The sequence below is a fragment of the Streptomyces sp. NPDC051364 genome, from assembly GCF_040682115.1.
Lineage (GTDB): Bacteria > Actinomycetota > Actinomycetes > Streptomycetales > Streptomycetaceae > Streptomyces.
Genome location: NZ_JBFBAH010000002.1, coordinates 283,876 through 301,887, shown reverse-complemented (window position 1 = coordinate 301,887; position 18,012 = coordinate 283,876). Strand labels below are relative to the sequence as shown.

General features: G+C 73.2%; 15 protein-coding genes. 7 read left to right on the top strand and 8 right to left on the bottom strand.

What is annotated here, in order from left to right; all coding sequences use genetic code 11:
• Window positions 1-30: 30 nt before the first annotated feature.
• From AB0M76_RS05255 to AB0M76_RS05245, 3 genes are all read right to left on the bottom strand, one after another.
• Complete coding sequence (locus tag AB0M76_RS05255; RefSeq protein ID WP_365951609.1) at window positions 31-2,103, bottom strand: MDR family MFS transporter; 2,073 nt, start codon at window positions 2,101-2,103, stop codon at window positions 31-33.
• A gap of 84 nt (window positions 2,104-2,187) precedes the next feature.
• Window positions 2,188-3,543 (bottom strand): 6-phospho-beta-glucosidase, encoded by a 1,356-nt coding sequence (locus AB0M76_RS05250; protein ID WP_365951608.1) that lies wholly within the window; start codon window positions 3,541-3,543, stop codon window positions 2,188-2,190.
• Between the two features lie 129 nt (window positions 3,544-3,672).
• Window positions 3,673-4,542, bottom strand: coding sequence for a helix-turn-helix domain-containing protein (locus AB0M76_RS05245; RefSeq protein ID WP_365951607.1), 870 nt, complete (start codon window positions 4,540-4,542; stop codon window positions 3,673-3,675).
• 336 nt (window positions 4,543-4,878) lie between these two features.
• Between AB0M76_RS05245 and AB0M76_RS05240 the strand changes: the two genes are divergently transcribed.
• The 3 genes from AB0M76_RS05240 to AB0M76_RS05230 all read left to right on the top strand — a co-directional run bounded on the left by AB0M76_RS05240 (window position 4,879) and on the right by AB0M76_RS05230 (window position 7,353).
• Window positions 4,879-5,544 (top strand): helix-turn-helix transcriptional regulator, encoded by a 666-nt coding sequence (locus AB0M76_RS05240; RefSeq protein WP_365951606.1) that lies wholly within the window; start codon window positions 4,879-4,881, stop codon window positions 5,542-5,544.
• A 67-nt stretch (window positions 5,545-5,611) separates the two neighbouring features.
• Window positions 5,612-6,169: a toxin-antitoxin system, toxin component gene (locus AB0M76_RS05235; protein WP_266661981.1), complete on the top strand. Its 558-nt coding sequence runs from the start codon at window positions 5,612-5,614 to the stop codon at window positions 6,167-6,169.
• Window positions 6,166-7,353: an MAB_1171c family putative transporter gene (locus tag AB0M76_RS05230; RefSeq protein WP_365951605.1), complete on the top strand. Its 1,188-nt coding sequence runs from the start codon at window positions 6,166-6,168 to the stop codon at window positions 7,351-7,353. The genes AB0M76_RS05235 and AB0M76_RS05230 overlap by 4 nt, the downstream gene beginning before the upstream one ends.
• 39 nt (window positions 7,354-7,392) lie before the next feature.
• On the opposite strand, the gene AB0M76_RS05225 is transcribed toward AB0M76_RS05230, so the two are convergent.
• Window positions 7,393-8,172 carry a hypothetical protein gene (locus tag AB0M76_RS05225; RefSeq protein ID WP_365951604.1) on the bottom strand — a complete coding sequence of 260 codons (780 nt, stop codon included), beginning with the start codon at window positions 8,170-8,172 and terminating at the stop codon, window positions 7,393-7,395.
• Window positions 8,173-8,222: 50 nt separating this feature from the next.
• On the bottom strand, window positions 8,223-8,852 hold the full coding sequence (locus tag AB0M76_RS05220) for a hypothetical protein (protein WP_365951603.1): 630 nt from the start codon (window positions 8,850-8,852) through the stop codon (window positions 8,223-8,225).
• A 251-nt stretch (window positions 8,853-9,103) separates the two neighbouring features.
• Between AB0M76_RS05220 and AB0M76_RS05215 the strand changes: the two genes are divergently transcribed.
• Both AB0M76_RS05215 and AB0M76_RS05210 read left to right on the top strand, forming a co-directional pair.
• On the top strand, window positions 9,104-10,423 hold the full coding sequence (locus AB0M76_RS05215) for a sensor domain-containing protein (protein ID WP_365951602.1): 1,320 nt from the start codon (window positions 9,104-9,106) through the stop codon (window positions 10,421-10,423).
• Window positions 10,411-11,079 carry a response regulator transcription factor gene (locus AB0M76_RS05210; protein ID WP_365951601.1) on the top strand — a complete coding sequence of 223 codons (669 nt, stop codon included), beginning with the start codon at window positions 10,411-10,413 and terminating at the stop codon, window positions 11,077-11,079. The genes AB0M76_RS05215 and AB0M76_RS05210 overlap by 13 nt, the downstream gene beginning before the upstream one ends.
• Before the next feature lie 51 nt (window positions 11,080-11,130).
• Here AB0M76_RS05210 and AB0M76_RS05205 read toward each other — a convergent pair whose 3' ends face one another.
• Together AB0M76_RS05205 and metG are read right to left on the bottom strand one after the other, a co-directional pair.
• Complete coding sequence (locus AB0M76_RS05205) at window positions 11,131-12,312, bottom strand: glycosyltransferase 87 family protein (RefSeq protein ID WP_365951600.1); 1,182 nt, start codon at window positions 12,310-12,312, stop codon at window positions 11,131-11,133.
• A gap of 160 nt (window positions 12,313-12,472) precedes the next feature.
• On the bottom strand, window positions 12,473-14,188 hold the full coding sequence (metG, locus tag AB0M76_RS05200; RefSeq protein WP_365951599.1) for a methionine--tRNA ligase: 1,716 nt from the start codon (window positions 14,186-14,188) through the stop codon (window positions 12,473-12,475).
• 483 nt (window positions 14,189-14,671) lie between these two features.
• Between metG and AB0M76_RS05195 the strand changes: the two genes are divergently transcribed.
• Both AB0M76_RS05195 and AB0M76_RS05190 read left to right on the top strand, forming a co-directional pair.
• Window positions 14,672-15,229 carry an RNA polymerase sigma factor gene (locus AB0M76_RS05195; protein WP_365951598.1) on the top strand — a complete coding sequence of 186 codons (558 nt, stop codon included), beginning with the start codon at window positions 14,672-14,674 and terminating at the stop codon, window positions 15,227-15,229.
• On the top strand, window positions 15,226-17,079 hold the full coding sequence (locus AB0M76_RS05190) for an IclR family transcriptional regulator C-terminal domain-containing protein (protein WP_365951597.1): 1,854 nt from the start codon (window positions 15,226-15,228) through the stop codon (window positions 17,077-17,079). The genes AB0M76_RS05195 and AB0M76_RS05190 overlap by 4 nt, the downstream gene beginning before the upstream one ends.
• A 32-nt stretch (window positions 17,080-17,111) precedes the next feature.
• On the opposite strand, the gene AB0M76_RS05185 is transcribed toward AB0M76_RS05190, so the two are convergent.
• Window positions 17,112-17,963, bottom strand: coding sequence for a LysR substrate-binding domain-containing protein (locus tag AB0M76_RS05185; RefSeq protein ID WP_365951917.1), 852 nt, complete (start codon window positions 17,961-17,963; stop codon window positions 17,112-17,114).
• Window positions 17,964-18,012 lie beyond the last annotated feature (49 nt).

The window sequence follows — 18,012 nt, the reverse complement described above, 5'->3', positions numbered from 1 at the left end:
TTCACCCGGCTGCCGGCGCGCGACGCCGGATCACACGCCCGCCGGGGCCTTCTGCGCGAAGTGGCCCTCGCGCAGGTCCTCTCCCAGCAGCCGCTTCGCGATCGCGTCGGCCGCCGCCCGGAGTTCCTTGCTCCGCGGGCGGCCGCGGTCCTTCTCCAGCTGGTCGCCGAGCCAGTCGCCCCACGCCTTCGAGATGGTCGCCGCCTCCCGCTCCCCCGCCGCCGTGAGCGTGAAGAAGGTGCCCTCGCGGGTCAGGTAGCCCTCCTCGATCATCCGGTCGAAGACGGGCAGCAGGACCTCCGGCGGCAGGGAGCGGCGCGAGGCGACGAGCCCGAGGCTGGCGTGCCCGACGGTGCGGGTCATGAGCTCCACCTGCATCACCGCCCAAGCGCCCGCCATGTCCAGCCGGGTGTCCGAGGCGTTCACGATCGCCCGCGCCGTCTGCGGCCCCATGTTCCGCACGAGCGTGCCGACCGCCAGCTCCAGCAGCTTGGCCGAGTTGCCGGAGGCCGTGGCCGGTGAGGCGAAGCCGTCGCCCATGTCCGTCGACGCCGCGCGGGCCGTGTCGCGCAGCGGTACCTGTTTGAGGAAGAGCGCGACGACGAAGCCGAACCCGGCCACCGGCACGGTCCACAGGAACACCGTGTGCAGCGTCTGCGCGTACGCCTCGACGATCGGCCCGGCCGCCGCCGGGTCGAGCCCGTGGACGCCCTTGGGGCTCTGGGCCGCCTCGGCCAGCTGCGCCGGATCGCCGCCGGTGGCCCGGGCGGCCTCCGCGACCGCCTTGTCCAGCGCAGGGCCCAGGGTGTTGGCGTAGATCGTGCCGAAGACGGCGGTGCCGAACGAGCTGCCGAGCGTACGGAAGAACGTGACGCCTGACGTGGCGGTGCCGAGGTCGGCGTAGTCCACGGTGTTCTGCACGGCGATCGTGAGGACCTGCATGCACAGGCCGATCCCGGCACCGAGCACGAACATGTACAGCGATTCCAGCCAGGCGCCGGTCTCCGGACCCATGCGGGACAGCAGGTACAGCCCGATCCCCATCACCAGGCAGCCCACGATGGGGAAGATCCGGTACCGCCCGGTCTTGCTGGTGACGTTGCCGCTGAAGACGGATGCGATCAGCAGGCCGATCACCAGCGGCAGGGTCCGTACGCCCGAGACCGTGGCCGAATCCCCGTCCACGAACTGCAGGTACGTCGGCAGGAACGTCATCGCGCCGAGCATGGCGAAGCCGACCACGAAGCTGAGCACCGAGCAGACCGTGAAGACCGGGTTGCGGAACAGCCTCATCGGCAGCATCGGTTCCGCCGCCCGCGTCTCGACCAGGCAGAACAGGGCCAGGGCCAGCACGCCGAGCACGAAGAGCCCGATGATCGTCGCGGAGCCCCAGGCGTACTCGTTCCCGCCCCAGCTGGTGGCCAGGATCAGGGCGCTGGAGCCCACCGCGACCAGGGCGATGCCCAGGTAGTCGATACGGGTCCCCCCGGCGGCCCGGACCGAGGGGATCGTCCGGGCCGCCGCGATCACCACCAGGATCGCGATCGGGACGTTCACGTAGAACGCCCAGCGCCAGGTCAGGTGGTCGGTGAACAGGCCGCCGAGCAGGGGCCCGATGACGGTCGCGACCCCGAAGACGGCGCCGATCGCGCCCTGGTACTTGCCGCGCTCACGTAAGGGGACCACGTCGGCGATCAGGGCCATGGAGGTGACCATCAGGCCGCCGGCGCCGACGCCCTGGACGCCCCGCCACAGGATGAGCAGCGACATGTTGCTCGCCAGGCCGCACAGGAACGAGCCGGCGATGAAGACGATCGCCGAGATCTGGAAGATCAGTTTCCGGCCGAAGAGGTCGCCGAACTTTCCCACCAGCACCGTCGCGACGGTCTCCGCGAGCAGGTAGGAGGTCACCACCCACGACATGTGGTCCCCGCCGCCGAGATCCGCCACGATCGTGGGCAGGGCGGTCCCGACGATCGTCTGGTCGAGGGCCGCGAGCAGCACGCCCAGCATGATCGTGCCGAAGACGACATTGCGCCGCCGCCGGTCGAGCTCAGGAGGCGCCGCGGCTGCGGCGGTGGCTTCGGCGGGGGCAGTGGTCACATCTCGCACTCTCACAGCGCCCCTACCCCGCCGCATGCGCACTGGGCCGTACGAGGGACCTCCGCCGGGCTCCCGGGCGCGGGATCAGCGCAGGTAGGCCAGCCCCGGGTGCTCGGCCGCGTAACCGTCCAGGAGCCGCCGGGCCACCCCGACCGAGTCCACCAGCGGGTGCAGCGCGAACGCCTTGACGGCATCGGCCCGGGAGCCGCTCGCGGCGGCCGCGAGGACCTCCCGCTCGACCGCCTTGACCGAGGTCACCAGGCCCACCGCGTGCAGCGGCAGCGGGTCCACGGCCACCGGGTGGGCGCCGTTCGCGTCGACCAGGCAGGGCACCTCGATGACCGCCTGCGCGTCGAGCACGGACAGGGCCGAGCGGTTGCGGACGTTGAGGATCAGCGTGGCCCGCTCGTCCCGGGCGATGGCCCGCATCAGCGCCAGCGCGACCTTCTCGTACCCGCCGGACTCCAGATCGCTCTCGTCGCGCTCGCCTACGCCCGCCGCCTCGCGGTTCTCGGCCATGTACGTGGCCTCCCGCTCGGCCCGGGTCCGGTCCCAGGCCGCCAGCGCCGCCCCGGCCGGCCGGTCCGTGCGGCCCGCCTCGGCGTAGAAGCCGCGCTGCTGGTCGCGCAGGAACGCGCCGCGGGTCTGCTTGGCCTCCGTGTACGCCCGTACGGTGTCACGGTTGAAGTAGTAGTAGTGCAGGTACTCGTTGGGGATCGCGCCCAGCGAGCGCAGCCACTCGGCCCCGAACAGCCGGCCCTCCTCGAAGGACTCCAGCGCTTCGGTGTCGGCCAGCAGCCGGGGCAGTTCGTCACGGCCGCCGATGCGCAGCCCGCGGAGCCAGCCCAGATGGTTGAGGCCGACGTAGTCGATCCAGGCCTCGTCCGGGCGGGCGCCGAGCAGCCGGGCGACGCGCCGGCCGAGCCCCACCGGGGAGTCGCAGATCCCGATCACCCGGTCGCCGAGCTCCTCGGCCATGGCCTCGGTGACGAGCCCCGCCGGGTTGGTGAAGTTGATGACCCAGGCCTCGGGGGCGGTACGGGCGACCCTGCGGGCGATCTCCCGGGCGACCGGAACCGTCCGCAGGCCGTACGCGATCCCGCCCGCGCCGACCGTCTCCTGGCCCAGCACGCCCTCGGCCAGGGCGACCCGCTCGTCCGCGGCGCGCCCCTCGAGGCCGCCGACGCGGATGGCGGAGAAGACGAAGTCGGCCCCGCGCAGGGCCTCGTCGAGGTCCCCGGTGGCGGTGACGGCCGGGGCGTCGGGCGCTCCGGAGGCGGTCGCCTGGTCGGCGAGCACCCGGGCCATGGCGCCGAGCCGGGCGGGGTCCTCGTCGTACAGCGTCACCTGGGTGACCCGGCCCTCGGCATGGTCGCCGAGCAGTGCACCGTAGACGAGCGGTACCCGGAATCCGCCCCCGCCGAGGATGGTCAGCCGCACGCCCTACCGCCCTTCGCCCGTGCCACGATCGGTGCCACGATCCGTGGCATCCGCTCCGTGGCACGTGATCGACACATGTTGGAGGGCTCCAGTGTCCCCTGCCGGGCGGCGCGGCGGGGGCCCGGTCGCTCAGTCCTCCAGCGACGGGACGGCGCGCAGCCGGGGTCCCAGGTGGAGCGGGGCGGCGGCGCCGGGGACCGGACCCGTCGCCGCGCCCTGCGGCGTCGACAGGACCATGGTGATCCGGGTGAGGCCCATCCCGTCGAGCATGCGGCTGGATTCGGCCACCAGCCGGCAGCGTACGTGGCCCCAGCGCGGGTCCCAGTGGCGGACGGTCCGCACGGCCCCGTCACGCTCGGCGGCGTCGGCCCCGTGGGTGCTCAGCCAGTGCGGCACCCCGTAGCGGTAGGCCGCCTCCATGAACGGGTCGCGGGCCACCTCCTGGCGGATGCTGCTCAGGCCCTCGTCCTCCGGGGCGGCGGCGAGCGCGTTCGCGAACTGGGCCAGCAGCGGGACGCACCAGGCCGGTTCGTGGTCCTCCAGCACGGCCGCGGCGTCCGGGTGGAACAGCACGAAGCGCAGGAAGTTGTCGTCGGGCAGGGCGGTCGGGTGGGGGCGCACCGACTGGAAGAGCTTGTCGAACGCCGAGTTGGTGAGCGCCACGTCCCAGCGGTGGTCCACCAGGAAGCTCGGGTAGGGCACGGCCTCCATGAGCGCCGCATAGTCGCACAGGTAGTCACGCTGGGCGGGGTCCTGGGGCAGCCGGCTCTCCTCGGCCGCCCGCCAGGTCGGCGGGGGGTCCCGGTCGACCATGACACGGAAGAGCCAGAAGCACTGCCGCTCGCTCATCTCCAAGGCCTCGGCCAGGGCGAGCAGTTTGCGGTCCGTCCACTCCTTGACCAGGCCGCGCTCCCAGTTCCCGTAGGCGCGGACGCTGATACGGAGCCGGGCGGCGAGGTCTTCCTGGCTCAGGCCGAGCTCCTCGCGCCGCTGGCGCAAAATCTCCTTGCGTCGCTCCGACCGCACTGCGCCACGTGCGGACTCCTCGCCCGCCAGGCGCTCCCCACCGGCTCGGGCGAGGCCATCGGACGGGCCCACCGCTGCGAGATGTGGCACCGAGAGCTCCCCCTCTTCACGGTCTGGATCTTCAATTACCTGTGGCGATCCTGCTACCGACTTCATTCGAGTGTCAACTATCGTGGCAATTCCAGCCTCTTGACAGCTCATTCCCGCCACAGCTGTGGCAAGTTCTGGCCCTGTGGCGGCTCCTCGGCTAGATTCCAAAAGCCGACCTTGTGCCCGTACCGACCCCGCCGCGATCTAGGAGAACCACTGGTGACAGACGGCTTCCCGGCTCCCGTCGCGGTGGCCAACGCGCCCCTGGCAGCCACCGTCACGCGCGTCGCCGAACTCGCGGGCAAGATGGGCCGCGACCTGAACAAGGTCTTCGACCTGCGCCGCCTCTCGGAGGCCTCCGGCGTCCCCGCCGACGTGATCAGGTCCCTGCTGGACGGCCGGCCCGCCGTCGAGCCCTGTCTGCAGACGCGCTTCCTCCAGCGTCTCGACCTGCTCCGGCGCACCCGGCTGAAGCCCAACGGGCGCCGCTACACACAGCAGGAGATCGCGGACGGCGCCGGCATGTCGCGGCAGCAGGCCGGCGCCCTGATCAACGGCGACCGCAGGCCCACCATGGAGCACTGCGACGCGATCCAGCGCTTCTTCGGCGTCCACGCCGGTTTCCTCACCGCGCACGACGCGGAAGCCCTCACCGACGCGCTCCAGCGGACCGAGCAGCAGCTGCTCCAGGACTTCGCGGGCCGCACGCGCGAAACCGTACCCGCCCCGGCGGCTTCGACCGGCGATCCGCTGGCAAGACTCCTCCAGAACCACGGTGTCCGGGGCATCGCCTGGCGTGCCGCCCAACTGCCCAGCGACAAGCACCGGGACAAGGTGACCGAATGGCTGGACATGCTTCTCGAAAGCGTCAAACCGAATGAATGATGACCCAGTCGAGAGTCTGGGTCTGATCCTTGAGTCCTGATCCGGATCCGCGCCGACGGGGAGAACGGTGAGCATAGGCAGAGAGCAGCGCCGGTTGTGCAGCGAACTGGTGGCCGGGCTCCGGCTGACCGCGCCCGTGGAACCCGTGGACCTCTACGCCGCCCTCTGCGAGGGCATGAGCAAGCACCGCGGCCGCCGGGTGGACTTCCGGATGGCCTCGTTCCCGCCGGGGACGGCCAGCGGCCTGTGGCTCGACATGGCGGACCGCGATCTGGTGGTCATCGAGGAACGCACCGCACCGGACCACCAGCTGGTCATCCTGGGCCACGAGCTGTGGCACATGAAGGCCGGCCACTGCAGCCACCACGTCGACGGAGCCGCCGTCGCCGCCCGGCTGCTGAGCGACGAGGCCGATCTCGGGGAGACCGTCCGGCGCGTCGCCGCGCGCACGCGCGCCGACGTCTCGGAGGAGACCGAGGCGGAGACGTTCGGTTTACTGCTGGGCAGCCGCTGCCGGACCTGGCTCGCCGGTTCCGCGAGCCACCGGGCGCCCGCACAGCGTGACCAGTTGGCGGGCCGCATCGAGGCCTCGCTCGGATACCGGGGGCACAGGAACGACCGTTGAACGGCCAGGACTACTACATACCGGCAGCCGCCCTGGCGGTCTCACTCGCCTTCAAGCTGCCGGCGCTACGGAACAACTGGCGCGACCCGCTGCTGCGGTCGGTCTGCGCCCTGCTGATCCTGGCCGGATCGGTGTTCACCTTCGCCGCTCCGCCCACCATCGAGGCGGTCAACCGCTGGACCGGCGTCACCAACGTCTCCGCACCGCTGGTCTACTGCCTGATCACCCTGTTCAGCGCCGCCTGCCTGGTACTGATCGTGAACTGGCGCGGCGGCCCGCCCGAAGTGACCCGGCGCATCTCGCGCCGCTGGATCCTCGGATACGCCGCGGTCGTCGTGGTGCTGGTGGTGCTCTTCCTGCTCGGTGAGGCCCCGGTCGAGCGGCTGCGCGACTTCGACACCTACTACGCCAACACCCCGTACATCCAGCAGATGATCGCCCTCTACCTGACGGCGCACCTGGTGGCGGCCGTCGTGATGGTGGCCATGTGCTGGCGCTGGTCCCTCCAGGTGCACGGCTGGCTGCGGATCGGCCTGATGATCATCGTCTCGGGCTACATCTTCAACCTCAGCTACGACGCCACCAAGATCTCCGCCGTCGTCGCCCGCTGGGCGGGCCACGACCTCGACGGCCTGAGCACCTTCATCGCCCCGCCGCTCGCCTCCGTCGGCGCGCTGATCAGCGCGATCGGCTTCGTACTGCCCCTGCTGTGCCAGCGACTGTCCGACAGCTGGCAGACCTGGACGACGTACCGGCGGCTCGGCGCGCTGTGGCACGAGGTGCAGACCGGCGCGCCCAGCGGCACGCCCTGCGTGCAGATGTCCTGGTGGGCCCCGGCCGAAATGCGGGTGATCCAGCGCGAGTCGGACATCCACGACGGATTCCTGCACCTCGGCCCGTACTTCGACCTGGGCCGCCGCGACGAGGCCTACGCGCGGGCCCTCGCGGACGGGGCGGAGCAGGAGACGGCGCGCGCCGTCGCCGACGCGGCGATGGTCGCGGCCGCCGTCCAGGCCCGCTCGGCGGACCCGGAAGGCGCGGTCATCGGAGCCAGCGAGGAGAGCGTCCTCGACACCCTCGGCAGCGCGCGCGACCTCGTACGGATCTCCCACGCGCTGCGGCATTCGCCGGTGGTGGCCGCCGTACGACGGCAGGTCACACTGACGGGGAGCGGGCCGGCCTGAGCCGGCCCGCTCGCGCCCCGCTCCGGCGGCCTCAGGGCGTCAGCGCTCGGCCGCGGCCAGCGCCACCTTCGGGAACAGGTCCTGGAACGGGCCCGCGGAATCGATTCCGTCCCGCCCGTAGGGTGCGTCGAAGCTCCACACCATGAACAGCAGGAACACGATCAGCGCGCTGAACAGCCCGGCCAGCAGCAGCTCCCGCCCCGACCGGCGGATCTGCAGGGTGAAGATCAGCCCCACCGTGACCAGCCCGCCGACCAGCAGCCCGAACCACACCACGCTCGGCAGGGTCGACTCATCGGCCTGCATGCGCGAGTGGCGGGCGTCGTCGGCGGCCGCGATGTGGTCCAGCAGCGGCTGGTAGGCCTGCGCCTGCAGCTCGCTCGTCGGGTTCTGGTGGGTGACGTCGCTGCGCAGCTTGCCGAGCAGCTCGGCGCCCTGCGGGGACGCGCCCTCGCCCGCGGTCAGCAGCGGCCAGTCCACGGCGACGGTGTGGGAGACGTACGCGTCCACCTCGCCGCGGATCCGGTCGCGGACGGGGGCCGGGTAGACGTCGGCGCGCTGGGTGACCTCGTACAGCGACTGGGCCTCGCGGCGCACGCTGTCCTCGGCGGCGCCGCGCGCCTCCCAGACGCCGGCGATGGCCAGGCCGAGCACGATCGCGTAGACCACACCCACCATCATCGTCATGTACTCGATGACGTCGGGGGTTTCGCTGGTGTCCTCGTCCTCCGCGACCCGGCGGTGCCGGAGCGCGGTGCAGGCGAGGACGAGGGCGCAGACGAGCGCCATGGCGACGGCCAGGACCAGCCATTCGGACACGAGGGTTCTCCCGTTGGTGGATCGGTGGGTGGGTGTAGCGCGCGGCGGGGTCAGCCGCGGCTCTTGGAACGCGGCCGCAGCGCGGCGGCGGCGAGCACGGCCGGGGTGGTGACGACGACCATGAGCATCACGGTGGACATACCGCCCGGGCGGCGCCGCTCCAGGGCGATCGAGTGGTACGGACGCACGTGGAAGGCGCTCACGGGCGCGGCCACGGCTGCGGGCCGGGGCGGGGCCGGCGCTTCGGCCGGCGCCGGCTCCGCCACCGCCTCGGGACCCGGCGCGGGCGGCGCAGGCTCCGGCTCCGCGGCCCTTGCCTTCGCCGTCGGCCGGGGCGGCTGCGGCGGCTCGGGGGCGGCGACCGCCGGTGCAGGGCCCCGCCCGGGGTGGTACACGGCCGGCCGCTCGGCGCCGGGCAGGACGGCCCGTACCGGAGGCCGGACCGCGGGGGGTGTGGCGGCAGGGGACGCGGCGGCGGGCGGCCGCGGCTGCTCGGTCGGCACGCAGACGTCGAGCCGGGCCCCGTGGCCGTGTCCCTGGCCCTGGCCCTGGCCCTGGCCCTGGCCCTGGCCCTGGCCGGGAAACGGTCCCATGCCGTCGTCCGCGACCGCCACATGGCCCTGCAGCGGGCAGAGCGCCGCCACCAGGCCTGCTCCGGCGAAGTACTGCCAAGCGGTCACCGCGCGTCCTCCCGTTCCGCCGGCCGCCCCCGGCGGTAGCGAGGGGGCGGTTGTGAGGGTTTCGGCTGAAGAAACGATCACGGGAGCGCTTCGATACGCTGCAGACGCGTCAAGATCCCCGACGGATGGGTTACTTCAAGCCATCGGCGTTAGGAGGGCGCACGCCGCTCGCCCCCGGCCCCGTGATCGGAGCAGCCCCGTCGGACAGGCACCCCTTCGAGGTCCGGTGCCGGCTCGCCTAGGCTGGCCGGATGTCCCGCGTGTCCGAACCCGCCACCACCGAGGAGCCGGCCGCCGAGCCGGCCGTCGCCGTCTGGGCGGCGCTGAAGCGGCCGGGCCGTTTCCTCGCCTCCCGGTGGCCGTGGCGCTGTTGGGCGTACCTCGGCAGCGGGATCCTCCTCGGGTACGGGGTCCTGCTCGCGCTGGCGCTGCTCGTCGGGCTGGGGGTGCTGCTGGCCGTGGCAGGGATCGGGCTGCTCCTGCTGCTCGGTGCCGTGGCCGGCGCAGTACCGCTCGGGCGGCTCGAGCGGTGGCGGCTGCGGTGGGTGGAACCCGTCCCCGTTCCGGATCCGCACATCTCGCTCGCCGGAGCCGGCACCGCCGCCTGGCTGCGGACCCGGCTGCGCGAGCGGGCCACGTGGCGGGAGCTCGGGTACGCGGCCCTGCTCGGGCCGGTGTTCGCCGCGGCCGGATTCGGGGTCGTCACGCTGCTCGCCTTCTCGCTGATCCTCGTGGCGAGCCCGGTCATCGTGTGGGCCCTTGCCCCCGAGACAGTGATGCTGATCCCCGGCAGGCCGGTCTCCGGTCCGCTGGAAGCCCTGGCCGGTACCGCCGTCGGACTGGCCGGGCTCGTGGTGGCCGCGTACGCGGGAGGGCTCCTCGCAGGGGCCCAGGTGAAGACCGCGCGGCTGCTGCTCGGGGCGCGCGAGGAGGACGCCCGGGTGCTGGAGCTGACCCGCTCCCGGGTCCGCCTCGTGGACGCCTTCGAGGCCGAACGGCGGCGGATCGAGCGGGATCTGCACGACGGCGCCCAGCAGCAACTGGTCGCCCTCAGCATGACCCTCGGGCTCGCCGAGCTGGAGCTGCGCAGGGTGCCGCAGGCCGCCGACGCGGCCGCCCTGGTGGCCCGGGGCCGCGGTGAAGCACGGCTGGCGCTGGAGCAACTGCGGGACCTCGTACGGGGGATCCACCCGCAGGTGCTCACCGACCACGGGCTCGCGGCGGCCGTCGCGGAGGTCGCGCTGCGCCATCCCGTGCCGGTGACCGTCGACCTGGACGTGCCCCGGCTGCCCGAACCGGTGGAGATCACGGCGTACTTCACCGTCACCGAGGCCCTGGCCAACGCGGCCAAGCACAGCGGCGCCTCGCACATCGGGATCGCCGGTAGGGTCGACGGGGGCCGGCTGACTCTCTCCGTCACCGACGACGGCCGCGGCGGGGCTGACCCCGGCGCGGGAGCGGGCCTGGCGGGTCTCGCGGACAGGGTGGCGATGTTGCAGGGCAGGCTGGTGGTGTCCAGTCCGGTGGGCGGTCCGACCGAACTCCGCGTGGATGTGCCGTGCTCCGGCTGATCCTCGCGGAGGACTCCGTCCTGTTGCGCGCCGGGCTGACGGAACTCCTCACCCGCAGCGGCCACCGCGTCCTCGCCGCCGTCGGCGACGCCGAGGCACTGATACGGGCAGTGGGGGCCGAACGGCCCGACGCCGTCGTCACCGACGTCCGGATGCCGCCCGGCTTCCGCGACGAGGGCCTGCGCGCCGCCCTCGAACTGCGCTCCCGGGACGGCTCGTTGCCGGTGCTCGTGCTCTCGCAGTACGTCGCCACGGCGTACGCGACCCAGCTGCTCACCGCCGGCCCCGCGGCGAGCGGTCCGGCCGGGCTGGGCTACCTGCTCAAGGACCGCGTCGGCGAGGTGGCGGATTTCCTCGACGCCCTCGAACGGGTCGCCGGGGGCCAGACGGTCATCGACCCCGAGGTGGTCCGGGTCCTGCTGGGCCGGCAGGCGGCGGACCGGCCGCTCGCCCGGCTCACCCCGCGCGAACGCGAGGTGCTGGCCCTGATGGCCGAGGGCCTCAACAACCAAGCCCTGGCGGCCCGGCTGTTCGTCACCGAGGCGGCCGTCGTCAAGCACGCGAGCAGCATCTTCATGAAGCTGGACCTCGACCCGGCCGAGGGCAACCGGCGTGTCCTGGCGGTGCTGGCCCACCTGCGGGGCGCGGAGGGCTGACCTCTTTCCCCCCTCCGGGATCCGGCCGGGAAACGGCCCCCGCGGAAAGAACTACGCGTTCGCGGAATGCATCTCGGCCCCGCCCCTGACGTCACCCCGACCCGCGGCGCCGGCCACGATGCGGGAGAACCCGGGGACGGCCACCGACCGCGCCCAGACCACCAGCAGCACCGGTAGCGCCAGGTAGCCGAAGCGCCCCGCCGGGGCCAGCAGGAAGGCCAGCGTGAGGCCGATCGCGAGGCGGTCGGCCGCCGCCACCAGCGTGCGCGGCGGCCGCACCGCCAGCGAGACCGCGACTGCCAGTCCGCCCACCGCGAGCAGAGCCACCGTCAGCCACCAGCCCCAGGTGCCCAGTTCGGCCAGCAGGTGTCCCGGCAGCGGGCTGCTCGCCGGGGTGGGCACCTCTGCACGCCCGGTCGGGAAGGCGAACACCTGCCGCACCGTCTCCGCCGGCTGGAGCAGCACGCTCGGCAGCACCAGCGCGGCCGTGCCGAGAGCCGCCGTCACAGCGCAGCGCACCGCCGCCCGGCCACCCCGGCAGGCGGCGAGCAGGGCCACCGCCACGGCCACCGCGGGCAGCGCCGTCCACTTCAGCGCGCACGCCCCGGCGAGGGCCGCCCCTGCCAGGACCGGCCGCCCCGCCGCAGCCGCCGCCAGCGCCAGGCAGCACAGCCCGGCCAGCGGCAGGTCCACCCCGCTCACCGCCAGCGGCAGCGCCACCACCGGCGAGGCCACCAGCACGGGCACCAGGGGCGACCGCGCCCCGCCGAGCAGGCGGCGCCCCGCCCACATCCCGCCGAACAGGACCGCCGCGCACCAGATCCGGGCGTCGCCCAGCCGTCCCAGCACCGTGTGCGGGATGCCGAGGGCAGCCATGCCCGGCAGGTATGGCGTGTACTCGTCCACTCCGGCGGGCTGGTCCACGTACATCCGCCCGGTCTCCAGCAGCAGCCGACCGGAGCGCTCCACGACCATCACCTCGGACTGCCCCTGGCCGGTCAGCACCAGCCACAGCAGCGGTACGGCGACGGCTCCCACGAGGGCGGCCGCGACGGCGGCCCGCGGCCGCCGGACGGTGAGCGCCGCGGCGCACAGGTAGCCGGCCGCCGCGCACCAGCCCCACAGCCGGTGCGGCCCCAGTGAGGAGAAGAGCGGAAAGGACAGCGCCCAGGCGGCCGCCACGAGCCAGCCGGTCGTCTGAAGGACGGGACGGACACTACGGGAAGGGGTCATGGGCCCATTCCAGCCGCGCACCCCCGGCCGGGTCTGCCCACCCAGGTGGACACTTCGGGGTCGGGTTTCCCCTACCTCGCCGCGCCCGCGCAACGGGCAGGGCGTACGGCAAAGGGGCACGACCCCGGAAGGTCGCGCCCCTTGGCTCGGACGGGGGAGGTCAGCCGGCCTCGGTGCCGCCGAAGCGCTCGCGGTAGGACTCCAGGTCCTCCTCGGTGATCCGCGCGAAGAGGACCGGCGGCACGGTGAACGGCGTGCCTGCCGGGACCGCGTCCAGCGACCTGGCCTGCTCCGGGGTGATCCACGTCGCCGTGTCGTCGGCGAGCGCGAACGCGGAGCGCATGACGCGCGCCGAGGCCGGGATGAACGGCTCCGAGACCACCGAGTAGAGGTGGATCAGGTTCATCGCGGTGCGCAGCGTGAGTGCCGCGCCGTCCAGGTCGGTCTTGACCTCCAGCCAGGGGGCCTTCTCGTCGAGGTACGCGTTGCCGGCGGACCACAGGGCGCGCAGCGCGGCCGCGGCCTTGCGGTACTGGAGGGACTCCATGTGGCCCTCGTACTCGGCCAGCAGCTCGGCGATCTGCTCGCCCAGCTTGGCCTCGACCTCGCCGGCCGGGCTGCCCGCCGGGACCTCGTCGCCGAACTTCTTGCGGGAGAAGGTCAGCACGCGGTTGACGAAGTTGCCGAGGGTGCCGCCGAGGTCCTTGTTGACCGTGGCGGTGAAGTGCTCCCACGTGAAGGACGAGTCGTCGGACTCGGGCGCGTTGGCGATGAGGAAGTAGCGCCAGAAGTCGGCCGGGAGGGTCTCCAGCGCCTGGTCGGTGAAGACGCCGCGCTTCTGCGAGGTGGAGAACTTGCCGCCGTAGTACGTCAGCCAGTTGAAGGCCTTGACGTAGTCGACCTTCTTCCAGGGCTCGCGGGTGCCGATCTCGGTGGCGGGGAACATCACCGTGTGGAACGGGACGTTGTCCTTGGCCATGAACTGCGTGTAGCGCACGTCCGAGGCCTCGTACCACCAGGACTTGTAGTCGCGGGTGGCCGGGTCGGCGTCCGCCCACTCCTTGGTGGAGGCGATGTACTCGATCGGGGCGTCGAACCAGACGTAGAAGACCTTGCCGTCGGCGGCCAGTTCGGGCCACGTGTCGGCCGGGACGGGGACGCCCCAGTCGAGGTCGCGGGTGATCGCGCGGTCGTGCAGGCCCTCGGTCAGCCACTTGCGGGCGATGGAGGACGCCAGCTGCGGCCACTCCTCCTCGTGCTCCGCGACCCAGGCCTCGACCTCGTGCTGGAGCTTGGACTGGAGGAGGAAGAGGTGCTTGGTCTCACGGACCTCGAGCTCGGTGGAGCCGGAGATGGCCGAGCGGGGCTCGATCAGGTCCGTGGGGTCCAGGACGCGGGTGCAGTTCTCGCACTGGTCGCCGCGGGCCTTGTCGTAGCCGCAGTGCGGGCAGGTGCCCTCGACGTAGCGGTCCGGCAGGAAGCGGTCGTCGACCGGCGAGTAGACCTGCCGGATCGCACGCTCCTCGATGAAGCCGTTCTGCTGCAGCCGGCGCGCGAAGTGCTGGGTGATCTCGGCGTTCTGCTGCGAGGAGCTGCGGCCGAAGTAGTCGAAGGACAGCTCGAAGCCGTCGTAGACCGCCTTCTGGGCGTCGTGCGCCTGCGCGCAGAACTCGGCGACCGAGACGCCGGCCTCCTTGGCGGCGAGCTCGGCGGGGGTGCCGTGCTCGTCGGTGGCGCAGATGTAGAGGACGTCGTGGCCGCGCTGGCGGAGGTACCGGGAGTACACATCCGCCGGAAGCATCGACCCGACCATGTTGCCCAGGTGCTTGATCCCGTTGATGTAGGGAAGCGCGCTGGTGATCAGGTGTCGAGCCATCCTCGGATGCTCCATTTCATCTATGCGGTGACAACGTGCCGTGACGGATTGTGATGCGGTTCATCGTATCGAACCGCCGAAAGGCCACGCGCCGCATTTCTTCGGGGTGGACGTAACGCAAAAGCGAGGGACGTGACCTCTCCGTCACGGCCCTCGCAGTGGGCCCATGCTACAGCCGGACCGGATCACCGCGGACCGGTGTCCGGGGTTCGGCGGGCGGGCCCGCCGCGGGGGTCGTCCTGGCTGGTCACACGGCTTACGCCGGTGCATGGCGGCCCGGCTTGGCCCCGGCATATGCGTATGCGCGGACTGGGCCCGCGGGCGGTCGAAGTCGGTCACGCGCCGATCATCACCGAACGTAATCTCTCGACGTCTCTCTTCTGCGCCCCCCGGGTGCGCCCGCACTGCCAGGCTGTCCGCGCACAGGGGATGAGGTGAGGTGGAACGGTGAGCGATGGCGGACCAGAGGAGTCCGGTGGGGCCGTGGGACTGCCCAGCCGACGGCGGCGGCCGACGCCGATGAGTCAGTGGGACCCGACGGCACGCCTGTCGTACTGGGCGTTCCACGCCAACCGGCGGCCCTCGTACATGCGTTTCGCGTACCTGCAGCTGGGCTCCGACACGGCTGCCGAGGACGCGGTGGACGCCACCTTCGATTCGATCATGAACGAGTGGTTACGAATGCTCCACATGGACCGGCTCGACGCCTACGCCTGGACCATCCTCAAGCAACGGCTGGTCGACCGGCAGCAGCGGCGCAGCACCTGGCCCGAACCGATGGACATCAGCGCCTTCGAGGCCGCCCTCAAGGAGGCCCACGCGGACCAGTACGAGGTTCTGACCGACACCATCCGCTTCTACTCGGCCGTGTCCCGGCTCGCCGAGCGCCAGCGCGACGCCGTGCTGCTGCGCTACGGGCTCCAGTGCACCCCCGGCGAAGCCGCCTCCGTGATGGGCGTCGACGAGGCCACCGTCCGCTCGCAGCTCGGCCAGGCCCACCGGCGGCTCGCCCGCCTGCTCGACACCTCCGCCGAATCATGAGGCGGCGCGAGGGCAAGGAGGAGCGCGGCGGCGACGCCACCCGCCGCTCCCTGACCGAGTTCCTGACCCGGGCCGGGGTCCGCGACCGGTACCCGCACTACGACCTGGGCGCGGCCGAGGCGCGGCTGCTGCGCGCCGCCCGGGGGCAGGCCGCCGCGGCACCCTCCCGGCGCCGGGCGTACGGGTGGAGCGACCCCGCGCGGGACTGCCCGCTCGACTCCGAACGGGCCCGGCGCGACCTGAAGGCCGTCTGCCTGGCCGCCGTGTGCACCCCGAAGGCCGAGGCGCAGCTGACGGCCTTCGTCGAGAGCGGGCACACCGATCTGGCCGGGGCGGTCGTCTTCGGCTGCCTGCTGCACCTGGCCGGGCTGCGCGAAGGCGCCCGCTTCTGGTGGCAGTTCGCCGCCGGTTCCGGGCGGGCGCGGACCGCACCGGCCGCGTACTGCCTGTTCCTCGACCACTCGCGGCGAGGGGAGCACCACGACGCGCGGATCTGGGCGCGCGAGCTGGGCCGGCGCGGCTTCCGGCCGAACGGCCGGCGGGATCTGCGCGAGGTGCGGCTGTGCGCGCAGGCGACGGTCCTGCGTTACGTCGACCAGCTCGACGATCCCGATCTGGGCCAGGTGCCGCTGCCGAGGCCGGGACTGCCCTCGGCGCTCGACGCGTTCCGGCCGGCGCCCCCGGTGGTGGCGCAGTCCCCGGAGCGGACCCGGCTGGGCGCGGGGCCGCTGCGGCATCCCGCGCTGGCGTCGGCGGCGCGCGACGGCCGCGCTCGGGCCGGGACGAGCGAGGCCCTGGCCCAGGCGCGGCGCGCGCTGGCCGTCGTACGGGTCCTCGAGAAGCATCCGCTGGGGGTACGGGCCGGCCAGCTGGGGCGGGAGGCCGGCCTGGCGGAGGCGGAGCTGTGGCCGCTGCTGGCGATGCTGTGCGAGGAGGAGTACGCGTACCGGCCGGGCGCGGGCGTGTACGCGCGCGGGCCCGCCCTCGACCGGCTCGCCGCCCCGGGCGGCAGCGGGCTGGCGGGCCAGCTCCAGCGCACCCTGGCCCTGGCCCGGGACAGCACCGGCGCCGCGGTGTACCTGAGCCGGTATGCCGAGGGGGAGGTCAGGATCACCCAGATGGCCGACGGGCCGGGGGCGCCGCCGGTGCAGGAGTGGGTGGACTTCAAGGCCGCGGCGCACGCCAGCGCCGTCGGCAAGTGCCTGCTGACCCAGCTCGACCACGACCTCCGCCGCGACCATGTCGCCCGGTACCGGCCGGCCCGGCTCACCCCTCAGACGATCACCGACAGCCGGGTCCTGTTCAACGCCCTCGACGCGCTGGCTCCGGGCGCGCCGGTCTTCGACCTGCGCGAATACTCCCCGGGTGTGGTGTGCTCGGCGTTGCCGATCGCGACCGGCGACGCCGCCGGGAGCCTCGCGCTGTCGCTGCCCGCGAACCGCGCCCACCGGCTGCCCGAGGCCACCGAGGCCCTGCGCCGCAAGGCCGTCCCGGTGCTCCTGGCGCTGCTCCTGTCGGGCGCGATCCCCCCGGACGCGCCGGCCGCCCCGGCTGTCGCAGAGGCCCCGGACACCGGGGAGGCCCCGACGGCCACCCCCCTCCCCCGTCCGTCGCACGTCACTCCGGAGACCCTCCGCCACCTCCGCAGTCTCTTCCGCACCCCGCTGACCCGGGCCACGCCGTCCCCGGCCGGTCCCCATCTGGTCAGCGACACCGCGGCGGAGGCGGCGTACTTCTTCGACCCGCTCCCGGAATCCGGTCCGCCCCGCCTGGCCCTCCCCCTCACCTTCGCCCCCCTCACCCCGGGCAGCCTCCCCCCGTCCGAAGGCCTCCTGATCCTGGGCACCTGACCCAGCCCCTTCCAGCCCCGCCGCCGGGACGGTCAGGCGGGGCGGGTGAGGCGGTCTGCGCCCGAGAGGATCGCGGCCGCCAGTGCCTCCGCCACCTGCGAGCTCCGCTCGCCCCGCAGCAGCGCGAACTCCACCGAGCCGAGGTCAGGCAGCCCCGGCACCCGGACCAGCCCCGGCGGGATCAGCCCCCGCGTGTGCGCCATCACGCCCAGGCCTGCCCGCGCCGCCGCGACCAGCCCGCTCAGACTGCCGCTCGTGCACGCGATCCGCCACGCCCGCCCGTCCCGCTCGAGCACCTCCAGCGCCCGGGCCCGGGTGATCCCCGGCGGCGGGAAGACGATCAGCGGTACGGGCCGGTCCGGGTCCACCCGCAGCCCCTCCGCGCCGATCCACACCATCCGGTCCCGCCACACCAGCCGGCCCCGCTCGTCCCCCGGGCCGCGCCGCTTCGCCAGGACGAGGTCGAGCCGCCCCGCGTCCAGCCGTTCGTGCAGGGTCCCGGACAGTTCGACCGACAGCTCCAGGTCCACCTCGGGATGCTCGTGCCGGAAGCCCTCCAGGATCTCCGGCAGCCGGGTCAGCACGAAGTCCTCCGACGCCCCGAACCGCAGCCGCCCCCGCAGCCGCGTCCCCGTGAAGTAGGCCGCCGCCCTCTCGTGCGCCTCCAGGATGGTCCGGGCGAAGCCCAGCAGCGCCTCGCCGTCCTCCGTCAGCTCCACGCTGTGCGTGTCCCGGAGGAAGAGCTGCCGCCCCGTCGCCTCCTCCAGCCGCCGTACGTGCTGGCTGACCGTGGACTGCCGGACGCCGAGCCGGCCGGCGGCCTGGGTGAAGCTGAGCGTCTGGGCCACCGTGAGGAACGTGCGCAACTGGACGGGGTCGTACATGGCAGGCATGGCTTCATGCTCCCACGGCCATCACGAACCGCAATGACAG